The organism is Microbacterium nymphoidis, from assembly GCF_021044885.1.
GTDB lineage: Bacteria > Actinomycetota > Actinomycetes > Actinomycetales > Microbacteriaceae > Microbacterium > Microbacterium nymphoidis.
The window spans coordinates 1,690,050-1,709,327 of record NZ_JAJNOD010000001.1 but is presented as its reverse complement, the minus strand read 5'-3'; the positions used below and the strand labels follow the sequence as shown (position 1 = coordinate 1,709,327).

The 19,278-nt window shown below is 69.4% G+C and carries 21 protein-coding genes; 11 read left to right on the top strand and 10 right to left on the bottom strand.

The genetic code is table 11. The annotated features are described in order from the left end of the window. The 5 genes from LQ566_RS07940 (at position 1) to LQ566_RS07920 (ending at position 4,826) form a co-directional block, all read left to right on the top strand. Positions 1 to 936: a PfkB family carbohydrate kinase gene (locus LQ566_RS07940; protein WP_231091073.1), complete on the top strand. Its 936-nt coding sequence runs from the start codon at positions 1 to 3 to the stop codon at positions 934 to 936. A 13-nt stretch (positions 937 to 949) separates the two neighbouring features. Further along, complete coding sequence (locus LQ566_RS07935) at positions 950 to 1,681, top strand: GntR family transcriptional regulator (RefSeq protein WP_231091072.1); 732 nt, start codon at positions 950 to 952, stop codon at positions 1,679 to 1,681. 109 nt (positions 1,682 to 1,790) lie between these two features. Then, positions 1,791 to 2,198 (top strand): hypothetical protein, encoded by a 408-nt coding sequence (locus LQ566_RS07930; RefSeq protein WP_231091071.1) that lies wholly within the window; start codon positions 1,791 to 1,793, stop codon positions 2,196 to 2,198. Positions 2,199 to 2,255: 57 nt separating this feature from the next. After that, positions 2,256 to 3,779, top strand: a complete 1,524-nt coding sequence (locus LQ566_RS07925) for a fatty acyl-CoA synthetase (RefSeq protein ID WP_372459792.1) — start codon at positions 2,256 to 2,258, stop codon at positions 3,777 to 3,779. A 63-nt stretch (positions 3,780 to 3,842) separates the two neighbouring features. Further along, entirely contained in the window at positions 3,843 to 4,826 is a 984-nt protein-coding gene (locus tag LQ566_RS07920; protein WP_231091069.1) for an NAD-dependent epimerase/dehydratase family protein, read from the top strand. 202 nt (positions 4,827 to 5,028) lie between these two features. On the opposite strand, the gene LQ566_RS07915 is transcribed toward LQ566_RS07920, so the two are convergent. From LQ566_RS07915 to argG, 4 genes are all read right to left on the bottom strand, one after another. Beyond that, positions 5,029 to 5,796, bottom strand: a complete 768-nt coding sequence (locus LQ566_RS07915; protein ID WP_231091068.1) for a hypothetical protein — start codon at positions 5,794 to 5,796, stop codon at positions 5,029 to 5,031. Positions 5,797 to 5,849: 53 nt separating this feature from the next. Continuing rightward, positions 5,850 to 6,290, bottom strand: a complete 441-nt coding sequence (locus tag LQ566_RS07910) for a hypothetical protein (RefSeq protein ID WP_231091067.1) — start codon at positions 6,288 to 6,290, stop codon at positions 5,850 to 5,852. Positions 6,291 to 6,508: 218 nt separating this feature from the next. Further along, positions 6,509 to 7,129, bottom strand: coding sequence for a hypothetical protein (locus LQ566_RS07905; protein ID WP_231091066.1), 621 nt, complete (start codon positions 7,127 to 7,129; stop codon positions 6,509 to 6,511). A 73-nt stretch (positions 7,130 to 7,202) separates the two neighbouring features. Beyond that, on the bottom strand, positions 7,203 to 8,633 hold the full coding sequence (argG, locus tag LQ566_RS07900; protein WP_231091065.1) for an argininosuccinate synthase: 1,431 nt from the start codon (positions 8,631 to 8,633) through the stop codon (positions 7,203 to 7,205). A gap of 52 nt (positions 8,634 to 8,685) precedes the next feature. Here argG and LQ566_RS07895 point away from each other — a divergent pair, with 52 nt between their 5' ends. Beyond that, positions 8,686 to 9,195, top strand: coding sequence for a hypothetical protein (locus LQ566_RS07895; RefSeq protein WP_231091064.1), 510 nt, complete (start codon positions 8,686 to 8,688; stop codon positions 9,193 to 9,195). Between the two features lie 6 nt (positions 9,196 to 9,201). Here LQ566_RS07895 and LQ566_RS07890 read toward each other — a convergent pair whose 3' ends face one another. Further along, a complete protein-coding gene (locus LQ566_RS07890; RefSeq protein WP_231091063.1) occupies positions 9,202 to 9,717 on the bottom strand; it encodes a CGNR zinc finger domain-containing protein in 516 nt (171 codons plus the stop codon). A gap of 25 nt (positions 9,718 to 9,742) precedes the next feature. Between LQ566_RS07890 and LQ566_RS07885 the strand changes: the two genes are divergently transcribed. Then, on the top strand, positions 9,743 to 9,937 hold the full coding sequence (locus LQ566_RS07885; RefSeq protein ID WP_231091062.1) for a hypothetical protein: 195 nt from the start codon (positions 9,743 to 9,745) through the stop codon (positions 9,935 to 9,937). Positions 9,938 to 10,044: 107 nt separating this feature from the next. Next, complete coding sequence (locus tag LQ566_RS07880; protein ID WP_231091061.1) at positions 10,045 to 11,175, top strand: MerR family transcriptional regulator; 1,131 nt, start codon at positions 10,045 to 10,047, stop codon at positions 11,173 to 11,175. Between the two features lie 6 nt (positions 11,176 to 11,181). On the opposite strand, the gene LQ566_RS07875 is transcribed toward LQ566_RS07880, so the two are convergent. Further along, a complete protein-coding gene (locus LQ566_RS07875) occupies positions 11,182 to 12,483 on the bottom strand; it encodes an LCP family protein (RefSeq protein WP_231091060.1) in 1,302 nt (433 codons plus the stop codon). Positions 12,484 to 12,624: 141 nt separating this feature from the next. On the opposite strand from LQ566_RS07875, the gene LQ566_RS07870 reads away from it, so the two are divergent. From LQ566_RS07870 to LQ566_RS07860, 3 genes are read left to right on the top strand one after another with little or no spacing between them, the layout of a single operon-like run. After that, positions 12,625 to 13,128 carry a hypothetical protein gene (locus LQ566_RS07870; protein WP_231091059.1) on the top strand — a complete coding sequence of 168 codons (504 nt, stop codon included), beginning with the start codon at positions 12,625 to 12,627 and terminating at the stop codon, positions 13,126 to 13,128. A gap of 7 nt (positions 13,129 to 13,135) precedes the next feature. Then, the gene (locus LQ566_RS07865; RefSeq protein WP_231091058.1) at positions 13,136 to 14,275 is read left to right on the top strand and encodes a sensor histidine kinase; all 1,140 of its coding nucleotides are present in this window, start codon (positions 13,136 to 13,138) and stop codon (positions 14,273 to 14,275) included. Continuing rightward, on the top strand, positions 14,272 to 14,925 hold the full coding sequence (locus LQ566_RS07860; protein ID WP_231091057.1) for a response regulator transcription factor: 654 nt from the start codon (positions 14,272 to 14,274) through the stop codon (positions 14,923 to 14,925). Before LQ566_RS07865 ends, LQ566_RS07860 begins: the two co-directional genes overlap by 4 nt. Before the next feature lie 34 nt (positions 14,926 to 14,959). Here the strand turns inward: LQ566_RS07860 and LQ566_RS07855 are convergent, their stop codons facing one another. The 4 genes from LQ566_RS07855 to LQ566_RS07840 all read right to left on the bottom strand — a co-directional run bounded on the left by LQ566_RS07855 (position 14,960) and on the right by LQ566_RS07840 (position 19,225). Beyond that, a complete protein-coding gene (locus LQ566_RS07855) occupies positions 14,960 to 15,730 on the bottom strand; it encodes a Pr6Pr family membrane protein (RefSeq protein WP_231091056.1) in 771 nt (256 codons plus the stop codon). A 74-nt stretch (positions 15,731 to 15,804) separates the two neighbouring features. Further along, the gene (locus LQ566_RS07850; protein WP_231091055.1) at positions 15,805 to 16,521 is read right to left on the bottom strand and encodes a peptidylprolyl isomerase; all 717 of its coding nucleotides are present in this window, start codon (positions 16,519 to 16,521) and stop codon (positions 15,805 to 15,807) included. 207 nt (positions 16,522 to 16,728) lie between these two features. Continuing rightward, positions 16,729 to 17,937 (bottom strand): lactonase family protein, encoded by a 1,209-nt coding sequence (locus LQ566_RS07845; protein WP_231091054.1) that lies wholly within the window; start codon positions 17,935 to 17,937, stop codon positions 16,729 to 16,731. A gap of 1 nt (position 17,938) precedes the next feature. After that, positions 17,939 to 19,225 carry an adenylosuccinate synthase gene (locus LQ566_RS07840; RefSeq protein WP_231091053.1) on the bottom strand — a complete coding sequence of 429 codons (1,287 nt, stop codon included), beginning with the start codon at positions 19,223 to 19,225 and terminating at the stop codon, positions 17,939 to 17,941. Between the last annotated feature and the right edge of the window lie 53 nt (positions 19,226 to 19,278).

The window sequence follows — 19,278 nt, the reverse complement described above, 5'->3', positions numbered from 1 at the left end:
ATGTACTCCTCCGATCAGCTGCGCGAACTGCTGAGCACGGTGCCGGCGCCGTCACTCGTCGGCATCGGCGACAACGTGCTGGACTGCTACCTTCACGAGGACCTGGCGTATCCGGGAGGAAACGCGCTCAATGTGGCCGCCTACTCCCGGCTGTTCTTCGGCGGGGACGCCGGGTTCATCGGGATCATGGGGGACGACCGGTTCGCGGATCACCTGCGGGGCGTGCTCGATGAGATCGGGGTCGACCGGCAGAGGGCGCGCACCGCGCACGGGTGGAACGGCATGGCGTTCGTCGCCCTCGACGACGACGGTGATCGTCGGTTCGTGGGTTCCAACCGGGGCGGGGTGCAGCACGAGCTCCGGCTTCGCATCACCGAACAGGACCACGACTACATCGCACGGTTCACGCGCATGCACACCTCCGTGTACTCGGCGATCGATCGCGAGCTCGCGGGCATCGCGGAGCGCGGCACGCGGATCTCCTACGACTATTCTGACGACGCGCGTCGTGACGATGTCGCGGCATCGGCACCGCACGTCGAGGTCGGCTTCTTCTCCGGGGGCTCCCTCTCCGAGGGTGAGCGCGACGATCTCGCAGACTTCGCTCTGGCCAGCGGAATGGGGATCGTGGTGATCACGCGCGGCGCGCAGGGGGCGATGGCCTACGAGCGCGGTCGTCGCACCGCGGTGGGGGTGAAGCCGGTGACCGCGGTCGACGCGCTCGGCGCCGGCGACGCGTTCATCACGGGGTTCCTCGCCGCCACCGCCGCGGGGGCGGAGCTTGATGCCTGCCTCGACATCGCCGCCACCACCGGTGCCCTCGCCTGCACCCTGCGCGGGGCCTTCGGATATCCTGTCGGAGCGGGAGAGGACGCGCGGGTACAGCTCGTGAAGCGTCATCCTGTGGGCCGACGAGAGGCGCGCAGCGCGTCGTAGGGGAGGGGTCGCCGTGGTGATCGGATCGACGGCGTCGTTGCACGAACAGGTCCGCGCAGCCCTTGCGCAGGAGATCCAGGACGGTCGCTACGACGACTCGGGGCGCATTCCGTCCGAGCCCGAGCTGTGCGAGCGTTTCGGGGTGAGCCGGATCACCGTGCGGCGCGCGGTGTCCGACCTCGAAGAGCTCGGGATCGTGCGTCGTCGTCAGGGCGCGGGCACGTTCATCACGAAGCGCAGCGACGTGCTCGGAACGATGGCGATCGGTGGATTCGCCGATCAGATCTCCGAGGGCGGCGAGAAGTCCCGGGCCATCATGCGTGCCGTGACGACGACCGCGGACGCGGCGCGGGCGTCGGCACTCGGCATCGCGACAGGTTCCCCGATCTTCGTGCTGGAGCGCGTGTTCCGCATCGACGGGCTCCCGCTGGCCCTGGACCGCAGCGTCTATTCGCTCGATCGATACCCGGGCTTCGCCGAGCGGATCTCCGATGACACCTCCACCTACCGCGTGCTGCGGGAGGACTACGGGGTGCACTTCGCCGAGGTTCGTCGTGAGGTGCGTCTCGGCTACACGACGGCGCAGACCGCCGAATGGCTGCAGCGCCCCGAGCACGAGCCCCTGATCGTGATCGAGAAGGTCGCGCTCGATCGTGACGGCGCCGTCATCCACACCTCCCACATCGAATCCGTGCCCAGCCGGGTCACGCTTCGCACCGTCGCCTACGAGGAGCGCCCCGCCTGACGCCGACCGAGACGGGGAAGCGGTCCGCCCTGATCGTCCTCGTCTCGCGTCATGCGCGCCGGCCGGAACCCCCGTGTCCACGACCCGATCGGGAACGTAGGCTCGAGGCATGGTGGATGCACGGTACGAGCGGGTCATCGGCGACTGGACCGGAGCGGACGAGTTCGTCGACGGGTCGGGAGCGGTGAGCGGAGTGCTCTCCATCGCCCCGGGGCCGGGCGGTGTGGTGATCGACTACGTTCGCCGGGGCGGCGGTCACGACCTGGCGGCGCATGCGGTGATCTCGGGCGAGCGGCTGTGGTGGTTCGACTCCGACGGCGCGAGTCCCGATCAGCCGGGTGAGGCCGGCTGGCAGGATGACATGCTGGTGCTCGACCGAGAGCACGACGGCGTGCGACACGTGCTCGGACTGATCGCGCGCTCCGACCGCATCGACCTGCACCTGGCGACAGCGGCCGCCGGCGGCGGGCTCGCACCGGTGATGAGTGGCAGCTACTCCCGGCGAGCGCTCTCGTAACGGCGTGGGCCGCGTGCGTCCGCGCATCAAGGTGGCTAGCGTGAGGGCATGACGACGATGTCCCCTCCCCAGCACTGGCGCACCAACACCGTGGACGGAGTGCTGCGACGAAGTGCTGCCCGCACGCCGCTCGTGACTGCTCTTCGCTTCGAAGGCCGGGAGTGGACCTATCGAGAGCTGGACGACGCCGTCAGCCGTGGGGCCGCCCTGTTGCGTGCGAGTGGATTGGCGCCCGGGGATCGGGTGGTCACCTACGGAACGAACTCCGATGCGTACGTCATCGCCTTCCTCGCGATCGCGCGGGCCGGGTTCGTGCATGTGCCGGTCAATTACGCGCTGCACGGCGCCGAGCTCGCCTATCTCGTCATGCAGTCGGGCGCGCGTGCGGCGCTGGTCGATCCCCAGCTGCGGGCACATTTCGATGCGGTGCGCGCGCAGACCGCCGTCGAACAGGTGCGCGCGCTGCGCGACGAGGAGGACTCGTTCCTCGCGGCGGCCACGGCGGGTGAGGTCACGGACATCCCGGCGGATGTCGACGGTGACGATCTCGTTCAGCTGCTGTACACCTCGGGCACCACCTCGCAGCCGAAGGGCGCGATGCTCACGCATGCCGCGCTGGTTGCCGAGTACTCGTCGGTGATCGTGGCACTCGACCAGAAGCCCGACGATGCCCCGCTGGTGTGCATGCCGCTGTATCACTCGGCCGCGATGCACGTGTTCATGCTGCCCTATCTGGCCATCGGCGCCACGATCCGGCTGCTTCCCGCCCCCGACATCGCGCGGATCCTCCGGACGGTCGCGGAGGAGCGCATCGGCTCGCTCTTCCTCGCGCCCACCGTCTGGGTGCCGCTGGCCAATCATCCCGACCTCGAGACGGCGGACCTCTCGTCGCTCACCAAGGCGCAGTACGGGGCCTCCATCATGCCGGTCACGGTGCTGGGCCGACTGCGCGAGCGCTATCCGGATCTGGGGTTCTACAACTGCTTCGGCCAGTCGGAGATCGGACCGCTCGCCACGGTGCTGCGTCCCGAGGAGCACGAGCAGCGACCGGCGTCCGCGGGGCGTCCGATCCTCTTCGTGGAGACGCGCGTGGTCGACGAGAACGGTGCCGACGTGCCCGACGGCGAACCCGGCGAGGTGCTCTATCGCTCGCCGCAGCTCGCGCTGGGCTACTGGGACAAGCCCGAGGAGACCGCCGAGGAGTTCCGCGATGGGTGGTTCCACTCCGGTGATCTGGTGGTCCGCGACGAAGAGGGATACCTCACCGTGGTCGACCGGATCAAGGACGCGATCAACACGGGGGGAATCCTGGTCGCCTCCCGCGAGGTGGAGGATGCGATCTACACCCACCCCGCGGTCGCCGAGGTCGCGGTGATCGGTGTGGCCGACGAACGGTGGATCGAGGCGATCGTCGCCTGCGTCGTGCTGAAGCCCGATTCCTCCGTGACCGAGAGCGAGCTCATCACCCACGTGAAGGACCGGCTGGCGTCGTTCAAGGTGCCCAAGGCGGTGCGCTTCATCGAGGCGCTGCCACGCAACCAGAGCGGGAAGATCCTCAAGCGGGAGCTGCGCGACGGCTGATCCGTGCTTTCGCTCACCGTGAACGCTGCTGACGCCGCGGCCGGCCCGGGAGAGGATGAGCGCATGCGGATGCTTCTTCTCGGTGGGACGGCGTGGCTCGGGCGGGAGATCACGAGGTCCGCGCTCGACGCGGGTCATGAGGTCACGTGTCTCGCTCGCGGCACGGACGTCGTGGACGGCGCCCGGCTGGTGCGGGCGGATCGCGAGGATCCGGCCGCGTACTCGCCGGTGGCGGAAGAACAGTGGGATGTCGTCGTCGACGTCTCCCGGCAGCCGGGTCAGGTGCGGTCGGCGGTGGCTGCGCTGGCGCCGAGAGCAGACCGGTTCGTATTCGTGTCGACGTGTTCGGTGTACGCCACGCATGCCGCAGGCGGGCAGAACGAGGACGCGCCGACACTGGCTCCGCTCGACGCGGACGCCATGGCGTCGTTGGAGGAGTACGGTCACGCGAAGGTAGCGTGCGAACAGGCCGTCATCGGCGGATTCGGCGCCGGGCGATCGCTGGTGATCCGCCCAGGACTCATCGGCGGACCGGGGGACGGCTCGGGTCGCTCGACATACTGGCCCTGGCGTTTCGCGCATCCGTCCAACGAGGCCGGTGCCGTCCTCATCCCGGATGCACCCGACCAGCCCGCCGCCGTCATCGACGTCCGGGACCTCGCCGAGTGGATCGTGCGGGGCGCTGCCGCGGGGCTCTCCGGTGTCTTCAACGCCACCGGCGACGTCGTCACGCTGGCAGAACACCTGCGCGTGGCCCGCGATGCTGCCGGTCATGAGGGGGCGGCGGTCGCCGCGCCCGCGGACTGGCTCGTGGCCCACGAGGTGCACGGCTGGGCGGGGCCGCGCTCGCTGCCGATCTGGCTGGACGACGCCGCCGACATCGGCATCCACCTTCACAGCAACGAACGGGCGAAGGCCGCTGGCCTGCTCCTGCGCCCGCTGAGCGAGACCCTCGGCGACGTGATCGTCCCGGACAAGCCGGCGTCCGGGCTCACCGACGGGGAGGAGCGCGCCCTCCTCTCGGAGCTCCTGCCCTCGGGGGCCTGAGTCCCCGCGACGCCACCGTCGGCGGCGGCGGGGCGATGCGGTGCCGGTGCTGGCCGTCGGCGGGGTGGAGTGGGGCGGTGCTAACCGTCGGCGGGGCGGTGCCAGCCGTCGGCGGCCGAGGCGGTGGCAGCCGTCGGCGGGGTGGAGTGCGTCTTGGGCGACGACGGCCCGGCGACCGGTGGCGAGAGCTGACGACGGTATGTCAGCAGCCGGGTGCGGGGGTGGTGGTGCAGGTGGTGCGTACGGTGGCGGTGTGTGCGGCGAGGATGCGTATGGTCGGTCCGGGGGTGGTGGTGGTGATGGTGCCGCGGACCGGGCGGGGGATGCCGTCGGGGAAGGTGACGGTGGCGGTGTAGGAAGTGGTGACGGTGGTGGGGTACTGGCCGCGTGCCGTGTAGGTGTGGGAGACGGTGGCGGGGTTGTCTGCAGTGTGGGTGGGCGCGGTGTTGTCGCCGTGGTCGAGGGTGTAGCCGGTGGGAGTGAATGTGACGGTGACGGGGTGGGTGAGGAGGGTGCCGGTGAGGGTGTGTGTGGTGGTTGTGAGGGTGATGGGAAGGGGTGTGTTGGTGAGGGCCATGGCTTCGTTGGGTGCGGTGGCTGTGGGGTCGTGTGGGGTGAAGCTGATGAGGTCGGTGTTGTAGATGGTGTCGGGGTAGGTGGGTTGTGTGGGCGTGGGTGTGGGTTCGGTGGGTGCGGGTGTGGTGCAGCCGAGTGGGGTGAGGTTGTCCCAGCAGAGATCTCCAGGTCCGGGCGGCGCCGGTACGGGGTTCGGAGTGGTGTTATCACCGCCGCCATCGTTGCCCACCTCGGGGTTGGTCGCATCGGGTGGAGTTTCGGTCGGTGAGCTGGGGACAGGCTCCCAGCCTCCGCCCGTGATGTCGACCTGGTCGCCACCATTGTCAATGCAGAACCCACGGCGGCAATCGGAGGACTGTGCGGAGGGCACCTCCACCGAGGGTGACGTGGACATGGCGACGGCGATAAGCACAAAGGAGCGAAGCGCTCTGATTGCGGAGGCTCGCATCACGGTGTGCTTCCGTCACAAGCTGGACCCCATTCACGAGAGGATGTATCGCTCACCAGCCATCCCGTGCTGGTGTCGCCACGTACCATGACTGCTTCGAGTGCTTGTATCTCCTTCTTTCCCGGAGGTACCCACTCGGTGCCTGTTGCATCGTAGAAACGGACATCTGCTCCTGCTTCGCAGATGTCAAGCGTGATCTGATCCGCCGCAGGAGGTTTGCTTTCGCTGGAGACCGCCAGCGAAACGTGCGAGGCACCTGTCATCGAGAGCCCCATCTCGATCAGCTTGCTGAAGAAGTCTGTTTCAAACTCGCGCTGCTCACCCGTGGTGAAGGCGAGTGCCTGCTCAACAGTCCCGGGATCGCTCAATACGATCGCGTTGCCCGCGTCGACATAGGCGAGGTAGCTCGCGATCGCCGCCTCCACATCCGCGTCCGACACCGGCGCCGGTGTGGCGGGGTGATATGTCGGTGTCACTGGGGCCGACGTCGGCACCGTCGGTCCCTCCGCCGCACACCCCGCGAGCATGAGTGCCGCTGACGCTAGGCACAACGCGGGACCGAACCGGGGGCGAGGTCGTGTCAGCATCCCCCGAAGCTAGACGTAACTGCGGGTGTCGGGCCGGGCCTGTCCACAGCATCGCGCCGGGGGAGGAGCCATCACCCGGCTGCGGGGAAGGCTTCGCCGCCGCCGGCGGCCAGGGCATCGGCCACGATGCGAAGGTGCTCCTGCAGCAGCTCATCGGGCATGGCGGGAAAGCACTGTTCCCAGTAGGGCAGGATGGCGCCTCGCCCCTGCATCATCCCGAGCGGCCGGGCGTACGCCCACAGGTGAAGGTGGGCGGAGCCGTCGTTCCACCGGGAGAAGTGGCACCGCGCCACCGACGGGATGGCCTTCGTCGCTTCGGAAACGCGCTGCAGCACCGGACCCAGCGTGGTCAGGACATCGAGGGGCGCGTCCTCCAGCCGGACGTGCTGCCGGGGCGAGATGGCGCCGACGAACGGCAGGCCGGTGCCGCCGTCGAATCCCGCGCTCACGCGCCAGAGGTCGTCCTGCCAGATCGTGTACCGGGAGGGCTTGCAGTGATGGCACTCGGCGGGGTCCGCTTCGCCGCCGCGGGGCTTCTCGGGCACCAGCATCTCGGCCAGCGGGCGCAGAGCGAAGGCGGCGATGCTCGGTGCCTGTCCGCTGTCCGGGACGCCGGTGGCATCCAGGGTCTGCCCGATGGGGGCCCAGCGGTGCCAGGCGGTGTCGGCGGGGTGCTGCTCGAGGTCGCTCATCGGCCCATGCAACCACATGCCGACCACAGAGGCGGACCGGGCGCGTGCCCGATCCGCCTCTGTCGTCATGCGTTCAGTCGGTGCCGGCGTCGAACGCCGCAGCCTCGCCCACCGGGTCGAACTCGGCCGCAGCGGCCTTCTGCTCGGCCGTGCCCTCGGCGATCTCCTGCGCGTCACCCGTGGTGTACCCGCCCACGAGCTCGCCGGTCGGACCGCCGATGAGGCCCAGCGTGGCGTACTGCTCCAGGCGCGAACGGGAATCTGCGATGTCGAGGTTGCGCATGGTCAGCTGACCGATGCGGTCGACCGGGCCGAAGGCGGCGTCCCCGACGCGCTCCATCGAGAGCTTCTCCGGAGCGTAGGACAGGTTCTTGGACTGGGTGTCCAGGATGGTCCAGTCATCACCACGGCGCAGGCGCAGGGTGACGGTGCCGGAGATCGTCGATCCGACCCACTTCTGGATGGACTCGCGCAGCATCAGCGACTGCGGCTCCAGCCAGCGGCCCTCGTACATGAGGCGGCCGAGACGGCGGCCCTGCTCGTGGTAGGTGGCGAGGGTGTCCTCGTTGAGGATGCCGTTGACGAGGCGCTCGTATGCGATGAACAGCAGAGCCATACCCGGAGCCTCGTAGATGCCTCGGGACTTGGCCTCGATGATGCGGTTCTCGATCTGGTCGCTCATGCCGAGGCCGTGGCGGCCACCGATGCGATTGGCCTCGAAGACCAGGTCGACGGGATTCGCGAACTCCTGGCCGTTGAGGGCGACAGGGCGACCGGCCTCGAACGTCACCGTGACGTCCTCGGTGGCGATGGCCACCGACTCGTCCCAGTACTTGACGCCCATGATCGGGTCGACCGTCTCAAGCGAGACGTCGAGGTGCTCCAGGGTCTTGGCCTCGTGCGTCGCGCCCCAGATGTTCGCGTCCGTGGAGTACGCCTTCTCGGCCGAGTCGCGGTAGGGGAAACCGTGTGCGACGAGCCACTCGCTCATCTCCTTGCGCCCGCCGAGCTCCGAAACGAAGCGTGCGTCGAGCCAGGGCTTGTAGATGCGCAGGGCGGGGTTGGCCAGCAGGCCGTAGCGGTAGAACCGCTCGATGTCGTTGCCCTTGTAGGTGGAGCCGTCGCCCCAGATGTCGACGCCGTCCTCCTTCATGGCGCGCACCAGCAGCGTGCCGGTGACCGCGCGCCCGATGGGAGTGGTGTTGAAGTAGGTCTTGCCGCCGGAGCGGATGTGGAAGGCGCCGGTCTGCAGCGCGACGAACCCCTCCTCGACCAGGGCGGTCTTGCAGTCGATGAGGCGCGAGACCTCGGAGCCGTACTGCGTGGCGCGGCCCGGGATCGACTCGATGTCGTCCTCGTCCGGCTGACCGAGGTCACCGGTATAGGTGCACGGCACCGCGCCGTTGTGGCGCATCCACGCCACTGCGACGGAGGTGTCGAGACCTCCCGAGAAGGCGATGCCGACGCGCTCGCCGACGGGAAGGGATTCGAGGACCTTGGACATGCCGTCCAGTCTACCGGCGGCTCGACCGCTCATTTTCGCCGTTGGAGCGGCGATGTCGGAGGCTTCGGGCATCATCGTGACCACCGATGACGAGGGGGAGAGCATGCCGGGGCGGATGACGAAGAGCCAGATCGCGGACCTCCAGCGCGTGCAGCGACGACTGAGCGCGCGCGGGCGCACACTCCACGAGGCTGAGGTGCAGGATGTCCTCTCGGTGATCGTCGCCACGCGCATCCGCGTGCTCCTCACAGCCCTCGCTCTGGCGCTCACCCTCATCGCCGCGCTCGGCGCTCTGGCAGTGAGTGGCCCTCCCGCCGATGCGGTGCGTTTGCCGGGCCTGCTCTCGGTGTTCCTCACCGTGTTTGTCGTGGGCCTGTTCGCCTACGTCGCCACCTGGGGGCTGAGCCGGGTGCTGGCGGTGGAGGAAGCGGTCATGCACGTCGAGCTGGGTGCGCGGGAGGATGCCAGAGTCCTGGCGGGGCTCAGCCCGCGTCGGCGGCGTGCGGCGGCCCGGTTCCTGGCTTCGGCCACACCGCCGTGGCGGCCACCCGGCGCATCGTGAAGCACATCAGGCACGGGCGCGGTGACGGCGGACGGCCGCGCGATTGGCGCAGCGCACCGAGCAGTACCGCTGCCGGCCGTTGCGGGTGACGTCGACCACCACGTTGCGACAGGGGGCGGCCTCGCACCGTCCCAGCCGTGACATCCCCCGCGTGGTCAGATGCAGGGCGGTGCCGACAGCGAACACCGCGGCCAGCACGTGGGCCAGTCCCTGGTCGCTGCTGCGATAGTGGAGGTGCCAGCCCTCGTCGTCGTGATCGGTGAGGCGGGGAAACGCGCTCGCCGCCGCCATCTGCGCGTTGAGGATGGCGGCCCGCTCGGCGGGGACATCGGCATCCACCACCCGGAGCCAGGCATCGAGGACATCGCGCACATCGGCGTGCTCCGTGGCTGAATGCTCGAAGGCCATGGTCATCCCGAACTCGCGCGTGCGCTCCTCGACACCGGCCGCGTCTGCGGGCCAGTCGTTGGCGAGCGACGCCGCCAGCAGCACCGCGTACTCGCCGTAAGGGTTGAGTTGCATAACGGCATTACATCACGCTTGTCCCATGATCGCAGCAGAACCCCTCACCTCCCCGATCCGCACCCACGAGCACGGCTGGATCACCGAATCCCGCCACCGGACATCCGAAGGCCTCGTCATCTACGTGCGCTGCGTCGACTGCGACGCGCACCGCATCGACATGGTGCCGTCGGCGGCCGCCACTCCGGCAGCGCTCTCCACGGTGGTCACGGGAGCATGACCCGTTCATTGCGCGCGATTGGCTCCAAAACCGGCCGTGAAGGAGCCATGTGCGCACAATGAAACGAGGTTGACCCTGACCCCGGGGGCAAGGTTTAGCGTGTGGGCATGAGGATCTCCGAAGCCGCCGAACGCGCCGGCGCCACGGTCAAGGCCGTCCGGTACTACGAGCGTCTCGGGCTGGTCAGTCCGGAGCGTGCGCACAACGGCTATCGTGTGTACGACGCCCAGCACGTCGCCACCGTTCGCGAGCTGCGGCGCCTGGCCGAGCTGGGCATTCCGGCATCCCGCGCCCGCCCCTTCGTCGACTGCCTGCAGACCGGCCACGAACACGGTGACACCTGCCCTTCGGCGCTCGCGGAGTACCGCGATACCATCGCCGATCTCGACGCGCGCATAGCCGCTCTCCGCGAGCGGCGGGTCCGGCTCGCCGACCGCCTGCACGACGCGGCCGAAGGCCGCACTGCGGCACACGGCGCTGCGGGGAACGACGCTGCGCGAAACGACGCTGCGCGAAACGGTGCTTCAGGAAACGACGGCGTCGGGATGCGCGGTGCCGAGGTCCGCCGCGCGGGAGGCGCCAGCGCGGATGCCGAGAATCACGCCGCGGGAAGCGACGGTAGCGGAGGGCGCGGTGCGAGGGAGCGCGGTGCGCGAAGCGACCGCGACCAGGGCGATGAGACGCAGCTGCCGTCCGGTCTACCTGTCCCACTCGACGACGGCGGCGCCGATCACCTCCCGGGACTCGCTCTGCCTGCGCTGTCGCTCGTCTCCACAGCCGGGGGATCGGTGGACGTGTCTGCGCAGGACAAGGCGCGATCCGTCCTGTACTTCTATCCCCTGTCGCGGCGTCCCGGCATCGATCTGCCGGAGGGCTGGGACACGATCCCGGGGGCGCGCGGATGCACCGCCGAGGCGTGCGACTTCCGCGACCACGCGGCTCTCCTTCGAGAGGCCGGAGTCCGCACCGTGCACGGCATCTCGAGCCAGCACCCGGAATACCAGGGGGAACTCGTGGACCGTCTCGGGCTGCCGTTCTCGATGCTGTCCGATGCCCGATTCGAGCTCGCAGACGCGCTGCGGCTGCCGACGATCTCCGCGCCGGGGTGGCCGCGGCTGCACGCGCGCCTCACACTGGTGGTGCGGGAGGGCCGGATCGAGCACGTCTTCTATCCGGTGTTCCCGCCGGACCGCCACGCCCATCAGGTGCTCACCTGGCTGCGTGAGCACCCGGTCTGAGCCGGATCAGCCGGTGCCTTCCACGCCGGCCGAGCAGGTCTGCTGCTCCGCCGTCTGCCCGGATGCGCTCCACCCCAGTTCCACCGGACCGGTCGGCTCGGCGGACGGCACGTCCGTTCCGGGCTGCGAGCCCTCGTCCGTGCCGGGCTCGGACTCGGTCGGCGTCGAGCCGTCGGGGCCTGCCGTAGCCGCCTCCGTCGGGGCCGTCTCATCGACCACCCCAGCGCCGGTGCGCGACAGGACGATCGGCTGGTTCGCGGCGATGGCAGCCATCAGCGATGCGGCGGTGGCCGAGTCCGCCGCGAGGTCACTCGTATTGGGGATGTCCACCACCGGGTACGAGACGAACACGAAGTCGGAGAACGGGACGTCCTTGACGGCGAGGGCCAGCTGCACCATCCGCACGGGATCGGCGAGTCGGTCGTCGGTCTGGATGTTGCGGGCCACGACGGAGGCCAGCTTGAGCAGGGTTGCGGGGTTGGAGAGCACCTCGGTGCTGCGCAGCTTGTTGATGAGCCGTGACATGTACTGCTGCTGATTACTGATCCGCGCGAGATCGCTCTCCTGGTTCAGCCCATGCCGGGTGCGGAGGAACTGCAGTGCATCGCCGCCCGAAATCGTGTACTCGCCCGGGGGCAGGTCGAGATTGGTGTGCCGGTCCTTGATGCCGTCGCCTGCCACACACACCGTGACGCCGCCCACGGCGTCGGTGATCTTGATCACGCTCAGGAAGCTGAGCTTGGCGGCAAAGTCCACGCTGAGGCCGGTGAGCTCTTCGACGGTCTTCGCCACACACACCAGGCCGCCTGCCTCATAGGCGGTGTTGATCTTGGCTGTCCCGCCGGCGTCCACGTTGCCCTCTTCGTTGGTGCACTCGGGGCGTTCCACGAGAAGATCCCGCGGGAAGGACAGCACGGTGACGCGACGCGGGGCCTCCGAGACGTGGACGAGGATGTTCACGTCGTTGAGATGGTGTGCGGCCTCTTCCCCCGAGCACCGGTCGGCGCCGATGAAGTCCCTGATCGACTCGTCGCACTCGTCGGTGCCGATCACCAGCATGTTGAACGCGCCGGGGTAGGCGGCCAGCTCGGGAGGTGCGATCGGATCGTTCTGCAGGCTCACCGCGTTGTCGCGGATCGCGCCCGTCAGATCGTTGTAGTTGTAGACGATCACGCCGACAGCCGCGAGGGCGATCGCGGCGACACCCGCGAGGACGCGGACCAGGATGCCGGTGAGCGCGCTGCGCCGCGGCAGGTTGGCGTGCCGTGCAACGGTGCGACGACGGGAGCGGCGGGCGGATCGGGCCATGCCGCAACACTACCCGCGATGACTGACCGATCCCGGGCAGACCATCTCCACCCGATCTCCACCCGCGGGTGGTGGGGTGGGCACTGCGACGACGGGAACCTGGATTCACGGCCGCATCGGGCCGCCTCGAAAGGTTCGCACATGTCTCCGCAGCTCCTGTTCAACGGGTTCGTCATCGTCCTCCTCATCGGTTACATCGGCTATCGCCAGACGCAGTGGCGTGCCTTCGAGCCGAGCCGGATCTGGCGCGGGCCGATCGTGCTGGCCGTCGTCGGTCTCGGCTCCCTCGTCTCGACCACCACGGCGATCGGCACCCTGGATGTCGCGGTCCTCGCTCTCGAGCTGGCCATCTCCGGAGGCATCGGTGCTCTGATGGGCGCGATCGCGAGGTTCCGTCCGCTGGAGGCCGAGGATCGCGTACGTGATCCCCGCGCCCAGTGGGCCTCGCGGACCGGAGCCGTGGGCATCGTGCTCTGGGTGGCGATGATCGCGGTGCGTATCGGAATCGACGTGCTGGCAGGCATGGCCGGCTCGCACCTCGCGAGCAGCACCGGGGTGATCCTGCTGGCGTTCGCAGCCAACCGAGCGGGTCGCGCGATCACCATGGGCGCGCGTCTGCAGAAGCTGGCCCACGTCGGCGCATGATGGTTCCATGACCGAGCGCCCTCTGCTGTGGAGCGCCGCCATCACCATCGCCGTCGCGGCGTTCGTGGGAGCGGCGCTGCTCTCGGCGACGTCGCCCGCGGGAGCGGTGGCCGGGTTGGTCGCGGTCATCGCGTGGCCCATCGCGACCGTGCTGCTGCGCCTGGGGCGATCCAGGACGGGGGCCGCGTTCGCCGTGGTCGCCGTGCTGAGCGGCTCGCTCGCCGGCGGGCCCAGCGTGGGGCTCTCGCTCGTCCCCGCCGCGGTGTGCACGATGCTCCTGATCGCCCGGCTTGAGCTGCCAGTATGGCTCGGGCCGGTGGCCGCGGGGGTCGGGGTCGTCCTGGTGTGTGGGGGCATCGCCCTCCTGTCCCCGCAGCTCGGCGTCAGCGCGATGCTGACCATGAGCCTCGGGCTCTCGGTCGGCGTGCTTGGCGGCTTCCTCCGCCGCACCACGCGCCTGTCCGCGCGCGAGGCGGAGAGGGCGCGCGAGGAGCGCATCGTCGCCCGGGAGGCCGAAGCCCGCATCGCTCTGGCCCGCGACCTGCACGATGTGCTGGCGCACTCTCTCGGCGGACTCACGGTTCAGCTGGATGCCATCGACGCGCTCCTGGAGGCGGACAGGATCGATGAGGCGAGGACGCGCGCGACCGAGGCACGCCGGCTCGCGGCGCAGGGCCTGGCCGACGCACGCGGGGCCGTCGCGGCCCTGCGCGAGGTCCCGCGGCTCGATGACGCGGATGTCGACCCGTCGGAAGCCCTCGATGAGCTCATCCGTGCGCACCGTTCGCTGGGCGCAACGGTGTCGGTGACGGAAGGCGGCGAACCGCGCCCCGTCCCGCACGTCGTCGCCACCGCACTGGTACGCGCGGTGCAGGAATCGCTGAGCAATGCGCGTCGTCACGCGCCGGGAGCTCCCGTTGCACTCGGCATCGACTGGCGACACGATCGTGTGACCCTGCGGGTGACGAGCCCGCTCCCCGCGGAGCGGCAGCCACGAGGCGGCGGGTACGGACTGACCGGGATGCGCGAGCGCTTCGACGCTCTGCCCAGCGGCGGGCATGCGCGGGCAGAAGTACGGGAGGGAGAGTTCGTGGTGGTTGCGGAGGCCACGCTGTCCCCGGGAATCGACGAGAAGGGCGGACGATGACGACGACACCGATTCGCGTGGTGATCGCCGACGACCAGGACCTGGTGCGCGACGGCCTCAGCACGATCATCTCGCTGCTGGCGGACGTCGAGGTGGTCGGGCAGGCCGCTGACGGGGCCGAGGCGGTGGCACTGGCGGTGGCGGAGCGACCCGACGTGATGCTGATGGATCTGCGGATGCCCGTGATGGACGGCACCACGGCGACGCGGCGCATCACGGCCGATGCGCCGGAGACCGCGGTGCTGGTCCTCACCACCTACGCCGACGACGACTCCATCCTCGGAGCGCTCCGCGCGGGGGCTCGCGGCTACCTCACCAAGGACGCCGGCCGTGAGCAGATCGCCGCCGCCATCCGTGCCGTGGCGGGCGGGCAGGCCACGTTCGCCGCCGACGTCGCGGCGCGTGTGGTCTCCGCGACGACCGTCACCGCTCCGGCTCCCGCGGCAGAGCTGCGCAGTCGTTTTCCCGAGCTCACACCGCGGGAGGCAGACGTGCTCTCCCTCCTCGCCGACGGACTCAACAACGCCGAGATCGCTCGTCAGCTGTACGTGGGGGTGTCCACGGTGAAGACCCATATCAATGCGATCTTCGCGAAGCTCGACGTGCGCGATCGCGCTCAGGCGATCACTCGCGTCCGCACCCGTTCCTGAAGGCCGTCCGGTGTCCGGACGCGATGCCCGGCACTCAGGATGCGGGCGCCGCGATGGCAGCGGGCGACTCCGCCGGCTCTGCGGTGGCCTCGACCCCGGTCTTGCGTCGCGACCACCAGATCGCCAGCGAGGCGACCGCGATCACCGCCACCGAGATCCCGACGACGTACCCGGCCACACCGATGTAGCCGTTCGGCACGGTGTAGGGATTGAGGAACGGGTAGGGGTACCACCACGGCTGGCCGGTGACCGGGTTGGTGATCTGCTCCCCGCGGATCATCGTGTAGATCACCCAGACGATGGGAAAGCCGACCACCACCCACAGGGAGCGCCAGCTGATCGGGCGGACGCCCACCCGGAGGATGAGCTCCAGCAGCATCATCGCGGGGCCGGCGACGTGCAGGACCTCGTTCGACCACGCGACCGTCCCGCCCGGCTCCAGAGCGATCCCGCGCAGCATCGTGTTGTAGACCACGCCCGTGATGACCATGTAGGTGCCGACCGAGAGCAGCAGTACGCTCAGCGCTCGGGGCTGGAATTCACGGCGACGTCCACGGCTGAGCAGCCAGAGCCCGCACACCAGCAGCGTGATCGCGGCGAGGACGTTGGAGAGGATCGTGAAGAAGCTGAAGAAGTTCGTCAGCACGGTCAGGAAGTCGCGATCCTTGTCGATGGCGAATCCCAGCGTCCGGATCAGCTGGGCGACGATGGCAGCGACGATCAGCGCGGCCATCGCGAGGCGCAACAGGGCCCAGAGCAGGCGCGGGGTCGTGCGGACGGTGGCGGGGGACGACGGCGGTGTCACACGCTCACACTAATGGAGCGAGCCCGATCCGCATCGGGATCGGGCTCGCTGATGTCGTCAGGCGGCGATTCGCTTCACTGCGCCGTCGTGGCGGACGTGATGGTCACGGTCTCGGCAGGGGCGCCGTCCTGGCGTCCGCCGGCCACGCCCTTCGCGGCGATCGCCTGCACGACGGCGACACTGGCCTCGTCCATGTGACCGAACACGGTGTAGTCCGGCGGAAGGCCCGTGCTGTCGTCGTAGACGAGGAAGAACTGCGACCCGTTGGTGTCCGGGCCGGCGTTGGCCATCGCGACGGTGCCCGTGGGGTACGACATGTCGGGGCTGGTCTCGTCGGCGAACGAGTACCCGGGCCCGCCTGCCCCGGTTCCGCTGGGGTCGCCGCACTGCAGCACGAAGATGCCCTGCGTGGTGAGACGGTGGCACTTCGTGTCGGCGAAGTACCCCTGCGTGATCAGCGAGACGAAGCTGTTCACGGTGCACGGCGTCTTGTCGCCATCGAGGGTGATGGTGATCTCTCCCGCGGACGTCGTGAGCGTCGCGGTCTTCGCCAGCTCGGGCTCGCTGGACGGTGCGGAGGCGGGCTTGGCCGGCGTGCCGGAAGCGGGGTAGGAGCACGTGCCGCTCGGCGTGGCCGCGGCACTCGCGCTCGCGCTGTCGTTCGCGCTCGCGCTGTCGTTCGCGCTCGCGCTCGCGGCCGGCTTCGCCTCGGGGGCGGAGTTCGTTGAGCACGCGGCCAGGCCGGCCAGCAGCACGGCCACGACGGGAAGGACCAGGAGACGTTTGCGCATGCGTCGAGCGTACTGGCCGCGGCGGGACCACGCAGAAACCTGTGGATGATGCATGGCACGCGCCCGCGGCGTCGTCCCCGCGGCGTCCCCCTCGCAGCGTCGGTAGGCCCGCGAGACTTCCGCGTGTGGGGTGAGAATCACCGCAGCGCGCTGATTCTCACCCACAGAGGGAAGTCTCGTGGGTGAACGAGGGGAGCAGGTGCCGGATCAGTCGAAGATCGGCAGCAGCACCGACGGGGTGGGCGCGGGGGTGCTGAACCGGCGTCGTCCGGGGATGCCGCTGCGTTCGTCGATGGCCAGCGACACGACTTCGTTCGAGCGCTGGCCGGCGACGAGGAGGGTGTCGGAGACCAGGATGTGGTGCCGCGGCCAGTCCACGTGACTTTCGACCGTAGCGATCGACTCCACGCGGGAACCGTCCCCCAGGACGCGCAGCGCGGCGATGGCGTTGATGCCGCGCACTCCCGCATAGAGCAGACCGGCGTCGGCCGAGGCCGAGAGTTCTCCAGGGAAGTCGGCTCCCACGCTCGCCTCCGGGGAAACCGGCGCCGCTGAGACGATCCGCCACCGTCCGGTGGCATCGGGGGCGAGGACGTAGACCTCGCACGAGTACTCGGTGACCACGTAGAGGTGTCCGCTGGGGTGCCAGACGGTGTGGCGAGGGCCGGTGCCGAAAGGCAGGACGACCTCCTGCTGGAGCTGACCGTCGCGCCACAAGCGGACCAGGTCGAAGCCCAGATCGGTGGTGGCCACGAGCCCGCCCGAGACATGACGCGCCTGGTGCGCGTGCGATGTGCGGGGAGGGGCGACGGGGTCCGGATCCGTGAAGGTGACCGCCGATTCGATCCCCTCGGGCAGCACCGGCTGTTCGGGCAGCAGGTGCGCGAACTCGTCCCCGACGGCCCCGCGCAGCGCCGCGGTCGCGGCAGCGAGTTCCGCGGCCGTCGTGGCGTCGGCGCCGAGATCGTCCGGCAGACGCGGGGCCCGGGAGTCCGCGTACGGGTCGACGGCGGCCGCCCCGAATTCCGGGGCTCCGGGAACGCCGTCGTCATCGAGCCGGTAACGAGCGACCGTGCCGTCGCCGTAGCCCGTGGCGGTGAGCCAGCGCCCGTCCGGCGATGCGACGACATGACAGGTGACGTCGCCGGCGGGCTGCTCGGTACCGATCGGTGCCAGGGTGGCAGGTCCGGTGCGCGTGAACGCGCGCACGCCACCCGAACCCTCGAGCGCCGCGTAGACGACGTCGAGGGTCGGGTGCTGCGCGAGCCAGGACGGGGAATCGACCGCGACGGCCGTTCCCGCGAAGCTCAGCGGACCACCGGCGGACGGGGCGTCGGCATCGCCGGCGAGCAGGACTCCGATGCCGGCACCGTCTCCGTCCATGTCCGCGGTGTAGCCGCCGAGCCAGAACCGCATGTCAGCCGATCAGGTCGTGACGCACGATCACGGCGTCGCGGGACGGGCCGGTGCCGATGACGGAGATGCGCGTACCGCTCATCTTCTCCAGCGCCAGGACGTAGTCCTGCGCGTTCTGCGGCAGGTCCTCGAAGGTGCGCGCCGTGGAGATGTCCTCGGTCCAGCCCGGGAAGTACTCGAAGATGGGCTTCGCGTGGTGGAAGTCCGTCTGGTTCACCGGCATCTCGTCGAAGCGGACGCCGTCCACGTCGTACGCCACGCACACCGGGATCTGCTCGATACCGGTGAGGATGTCGAGCTTGGTGAGCACGATGTCCGTCAGACCGTTGACGCGCGTCGCGTAGCGGGTGACGGGGGCGTCGTACCACCCCACGCGGCGGGGCCGGCCGGTGGTGGTGCCGAATTCGAAACCGCGCGAGCGCAGCATGTCGCCGTTCTCGTCGAACAGCTCGGTGGGGAACGGACCGGCGCCGACACGCGTGGCGTAGGCCTTCGCGATGCCGACGATGCGGTCGAGACGGTTGGGACCAACTCCCGAGCCGGTCGCAGCGCCACCCGCAGTGGCGGAAGAGCTCGTGACGAACGGGTAGGTGCCGTGGTCGACGTCGAGCATCGTGGCCTGACCGCCCTCGAACACGACGACCTCGCCGCGCTCCAGTGCCTGATCCAGCAGCAGCGACGTGTCAGCCACCATCGGGCGCAGCCGCTCGGTGTACGACAGCAGCTCCTCCACGATGGCTTCCGCGTCGATCGCCTTGCGGTTGAACATCTTCACCAGCAGGTGGTTCTTCTGGTCGAGGGCGCCCTCGACCTTCTGGCGCAGGATGTTCTCGTCGAACAGGTCCTGGATGCGGATGCCCACGCGGTTGATCTTGTCGGCGTAGCTGGGGCCGATGCCGCGACCCGTGGTGCCGATCTGGCGCTTGCCGAGGAAGCGCTCGGTGACGTTGTCGAGCGTGCGGTGATAGGGCGTGATGACGTGGGCGTTGGCGCTCACCTTGAGCTTGGACACGTCGACGCCACGGGCGGCCAGCGCCTCCAGCTCGCCGAAGAGCACTTCGATGTCGATGACGACGCCGTTGCCGATGACCGGCGTCACGCCGGGCGACAGGATGCCCGACGGCAGCAGGTGCAGCGCGTACTTCTCATCGCCCACGACGACCGTGTGGCCGGCGTTGTTGCCGCCGTTGAACTTCACGACCCAGTCGGTGCGTTCACCGAGCAGGTCCGTGGCCTTGCCCTTGCCCTCGTCGCCCCACTGGACGCCGACGATCACGATTCCTGGCATTTGGGATCACCCCCGTAAAGGGACCCGAGCGGGTCCACCCCATCCTATCGGAG

Bases quoted from the DNA above. Each gene is read 5' to 3' on its own strand.
- LQ566_RS07850 (WP_231091055.1), bottom strand. From the start codon at position 16,521: ATGCGCAAACGTCTCCTGGTCCTTCCCGTCGTGGCCGTGCTGCTGGCC.
- LQ566_RS07845 (WP_231091054.1), bottom strand. From the start codon at position 17,937: ATGCGGTTCTGGCTCGGCGGCTACACCGCGGACATGGACGGAGACGGT.
- LQ566_RS07880 (WP_231091061.1), top strand. From the start codon at position 10,045: ATGAGGATCTCCGAAGCCGCCGAACGCGCCGGCGCCACGGTCAAGGCC.
- LQ566_RS07940 (WP_231091073.1), top strand. From the start codon at position 1: ATGTACTCCTCCGATCAGCTGCGCGAACTGCTGAGCACGGTGCCGGCG.
- LQ566_RS07905 (WP_231091066.1), bottom strand. From the start codon at position 7,129: ATGAGCGACCTCGAGCAGCACCCCGCCGACACCGCCTGGCACCGCTGG.
- argG (WP_231091065.1), bottom strand. From the start codon at position 8,633: ATGTCCAAGGTCCTCGAATCCCTTCCCGTCGGCGAGCGCGTCGGCATC.
- LQ566_RS07875 (WP_231091060.1), bottom strand. From the start codon at position 12,483: ATGGCCCGATCCGCCCGCCGCTCCCGTCGTCGCACCGTTGCACGGCAC.
- LQ566_RS07920 (WP_231091069.1), top strand. From the start codon at position 3,843: ATGCGGATGCTTCTTCTCGGTGGGACGGCGTGGCTCGGGCGGGAGATC.
- LQ566_RS07930 (WP_231091071.1), top strand. From the start codon at position 1,791: ATGGTGGATGCACGGTACGAGCGGGTCATCGGCGACTGGACCGGAGCG.
- LQ566_RS07860 (WP_231091057.1), top strand. From the start codon at position 14,272: ATGACGACGACACCGATTCGCGTGGTGATCGCCGACGACCAGGACCTG.
- LQ566_RS07865 (WP_231091058.1), top strand. From the start codon at position 13,136: ATGACCGAGCGCCCTCTGCTGTGGAGCGCCGCCATCACCATCGCCGTC.
- LQ566_RS07895 (WP_231091064.1), top strand. From the start codon at position 8,686: ATGTCGGAGGCTTCGGGCATCATCGTGACCACCGATGACGAGGGGGAG.
- LQ566_RS07870 (WP_231091059.1), top strand. From the start codon at position 12,625: ATGTCTCCGCAGCTCCTGTTCAACGGGTTCGTCATCGTCCTCCTCATC.
- LQ566_RS07890 (WP_231091063.1), bottom strand. From the start codon at position 9,717: ATGCAACTCAACCCTTACGGCGAGTACGCGGTGCTGCTGGCGGCGTCG.
- LQ566_RS07885 (WP_231091062.1), top strand. From the start codon at position 9,743: ATGATCGCAGCAGAACCCCTCACCTCCCCGATCCGCACCCACGAGCAC.
- LQ566_RS07840 (WP_231091053.1), bottom strand. From the start codon at position 19,225: ATGCCAGGAATCGTGATCGTCGGCGTCCAGTGGGGCGACGAGGGCAAG.
- LQ566_RS07915 (WP_231091068.1), bottom strand. From the start codon at position 5,796: ATGTCCACGTCACCCTCGGTGGAGGTGCCCTCCGCACAGTCCTCCGAT.
- LQ566_RS07925 (WP_372459792.1), top strand. From the start codon at position 2,256: ATGTCCCCTCCCCAGCACTGGCGCACCAACACCGTGGACGGAGTGCTG.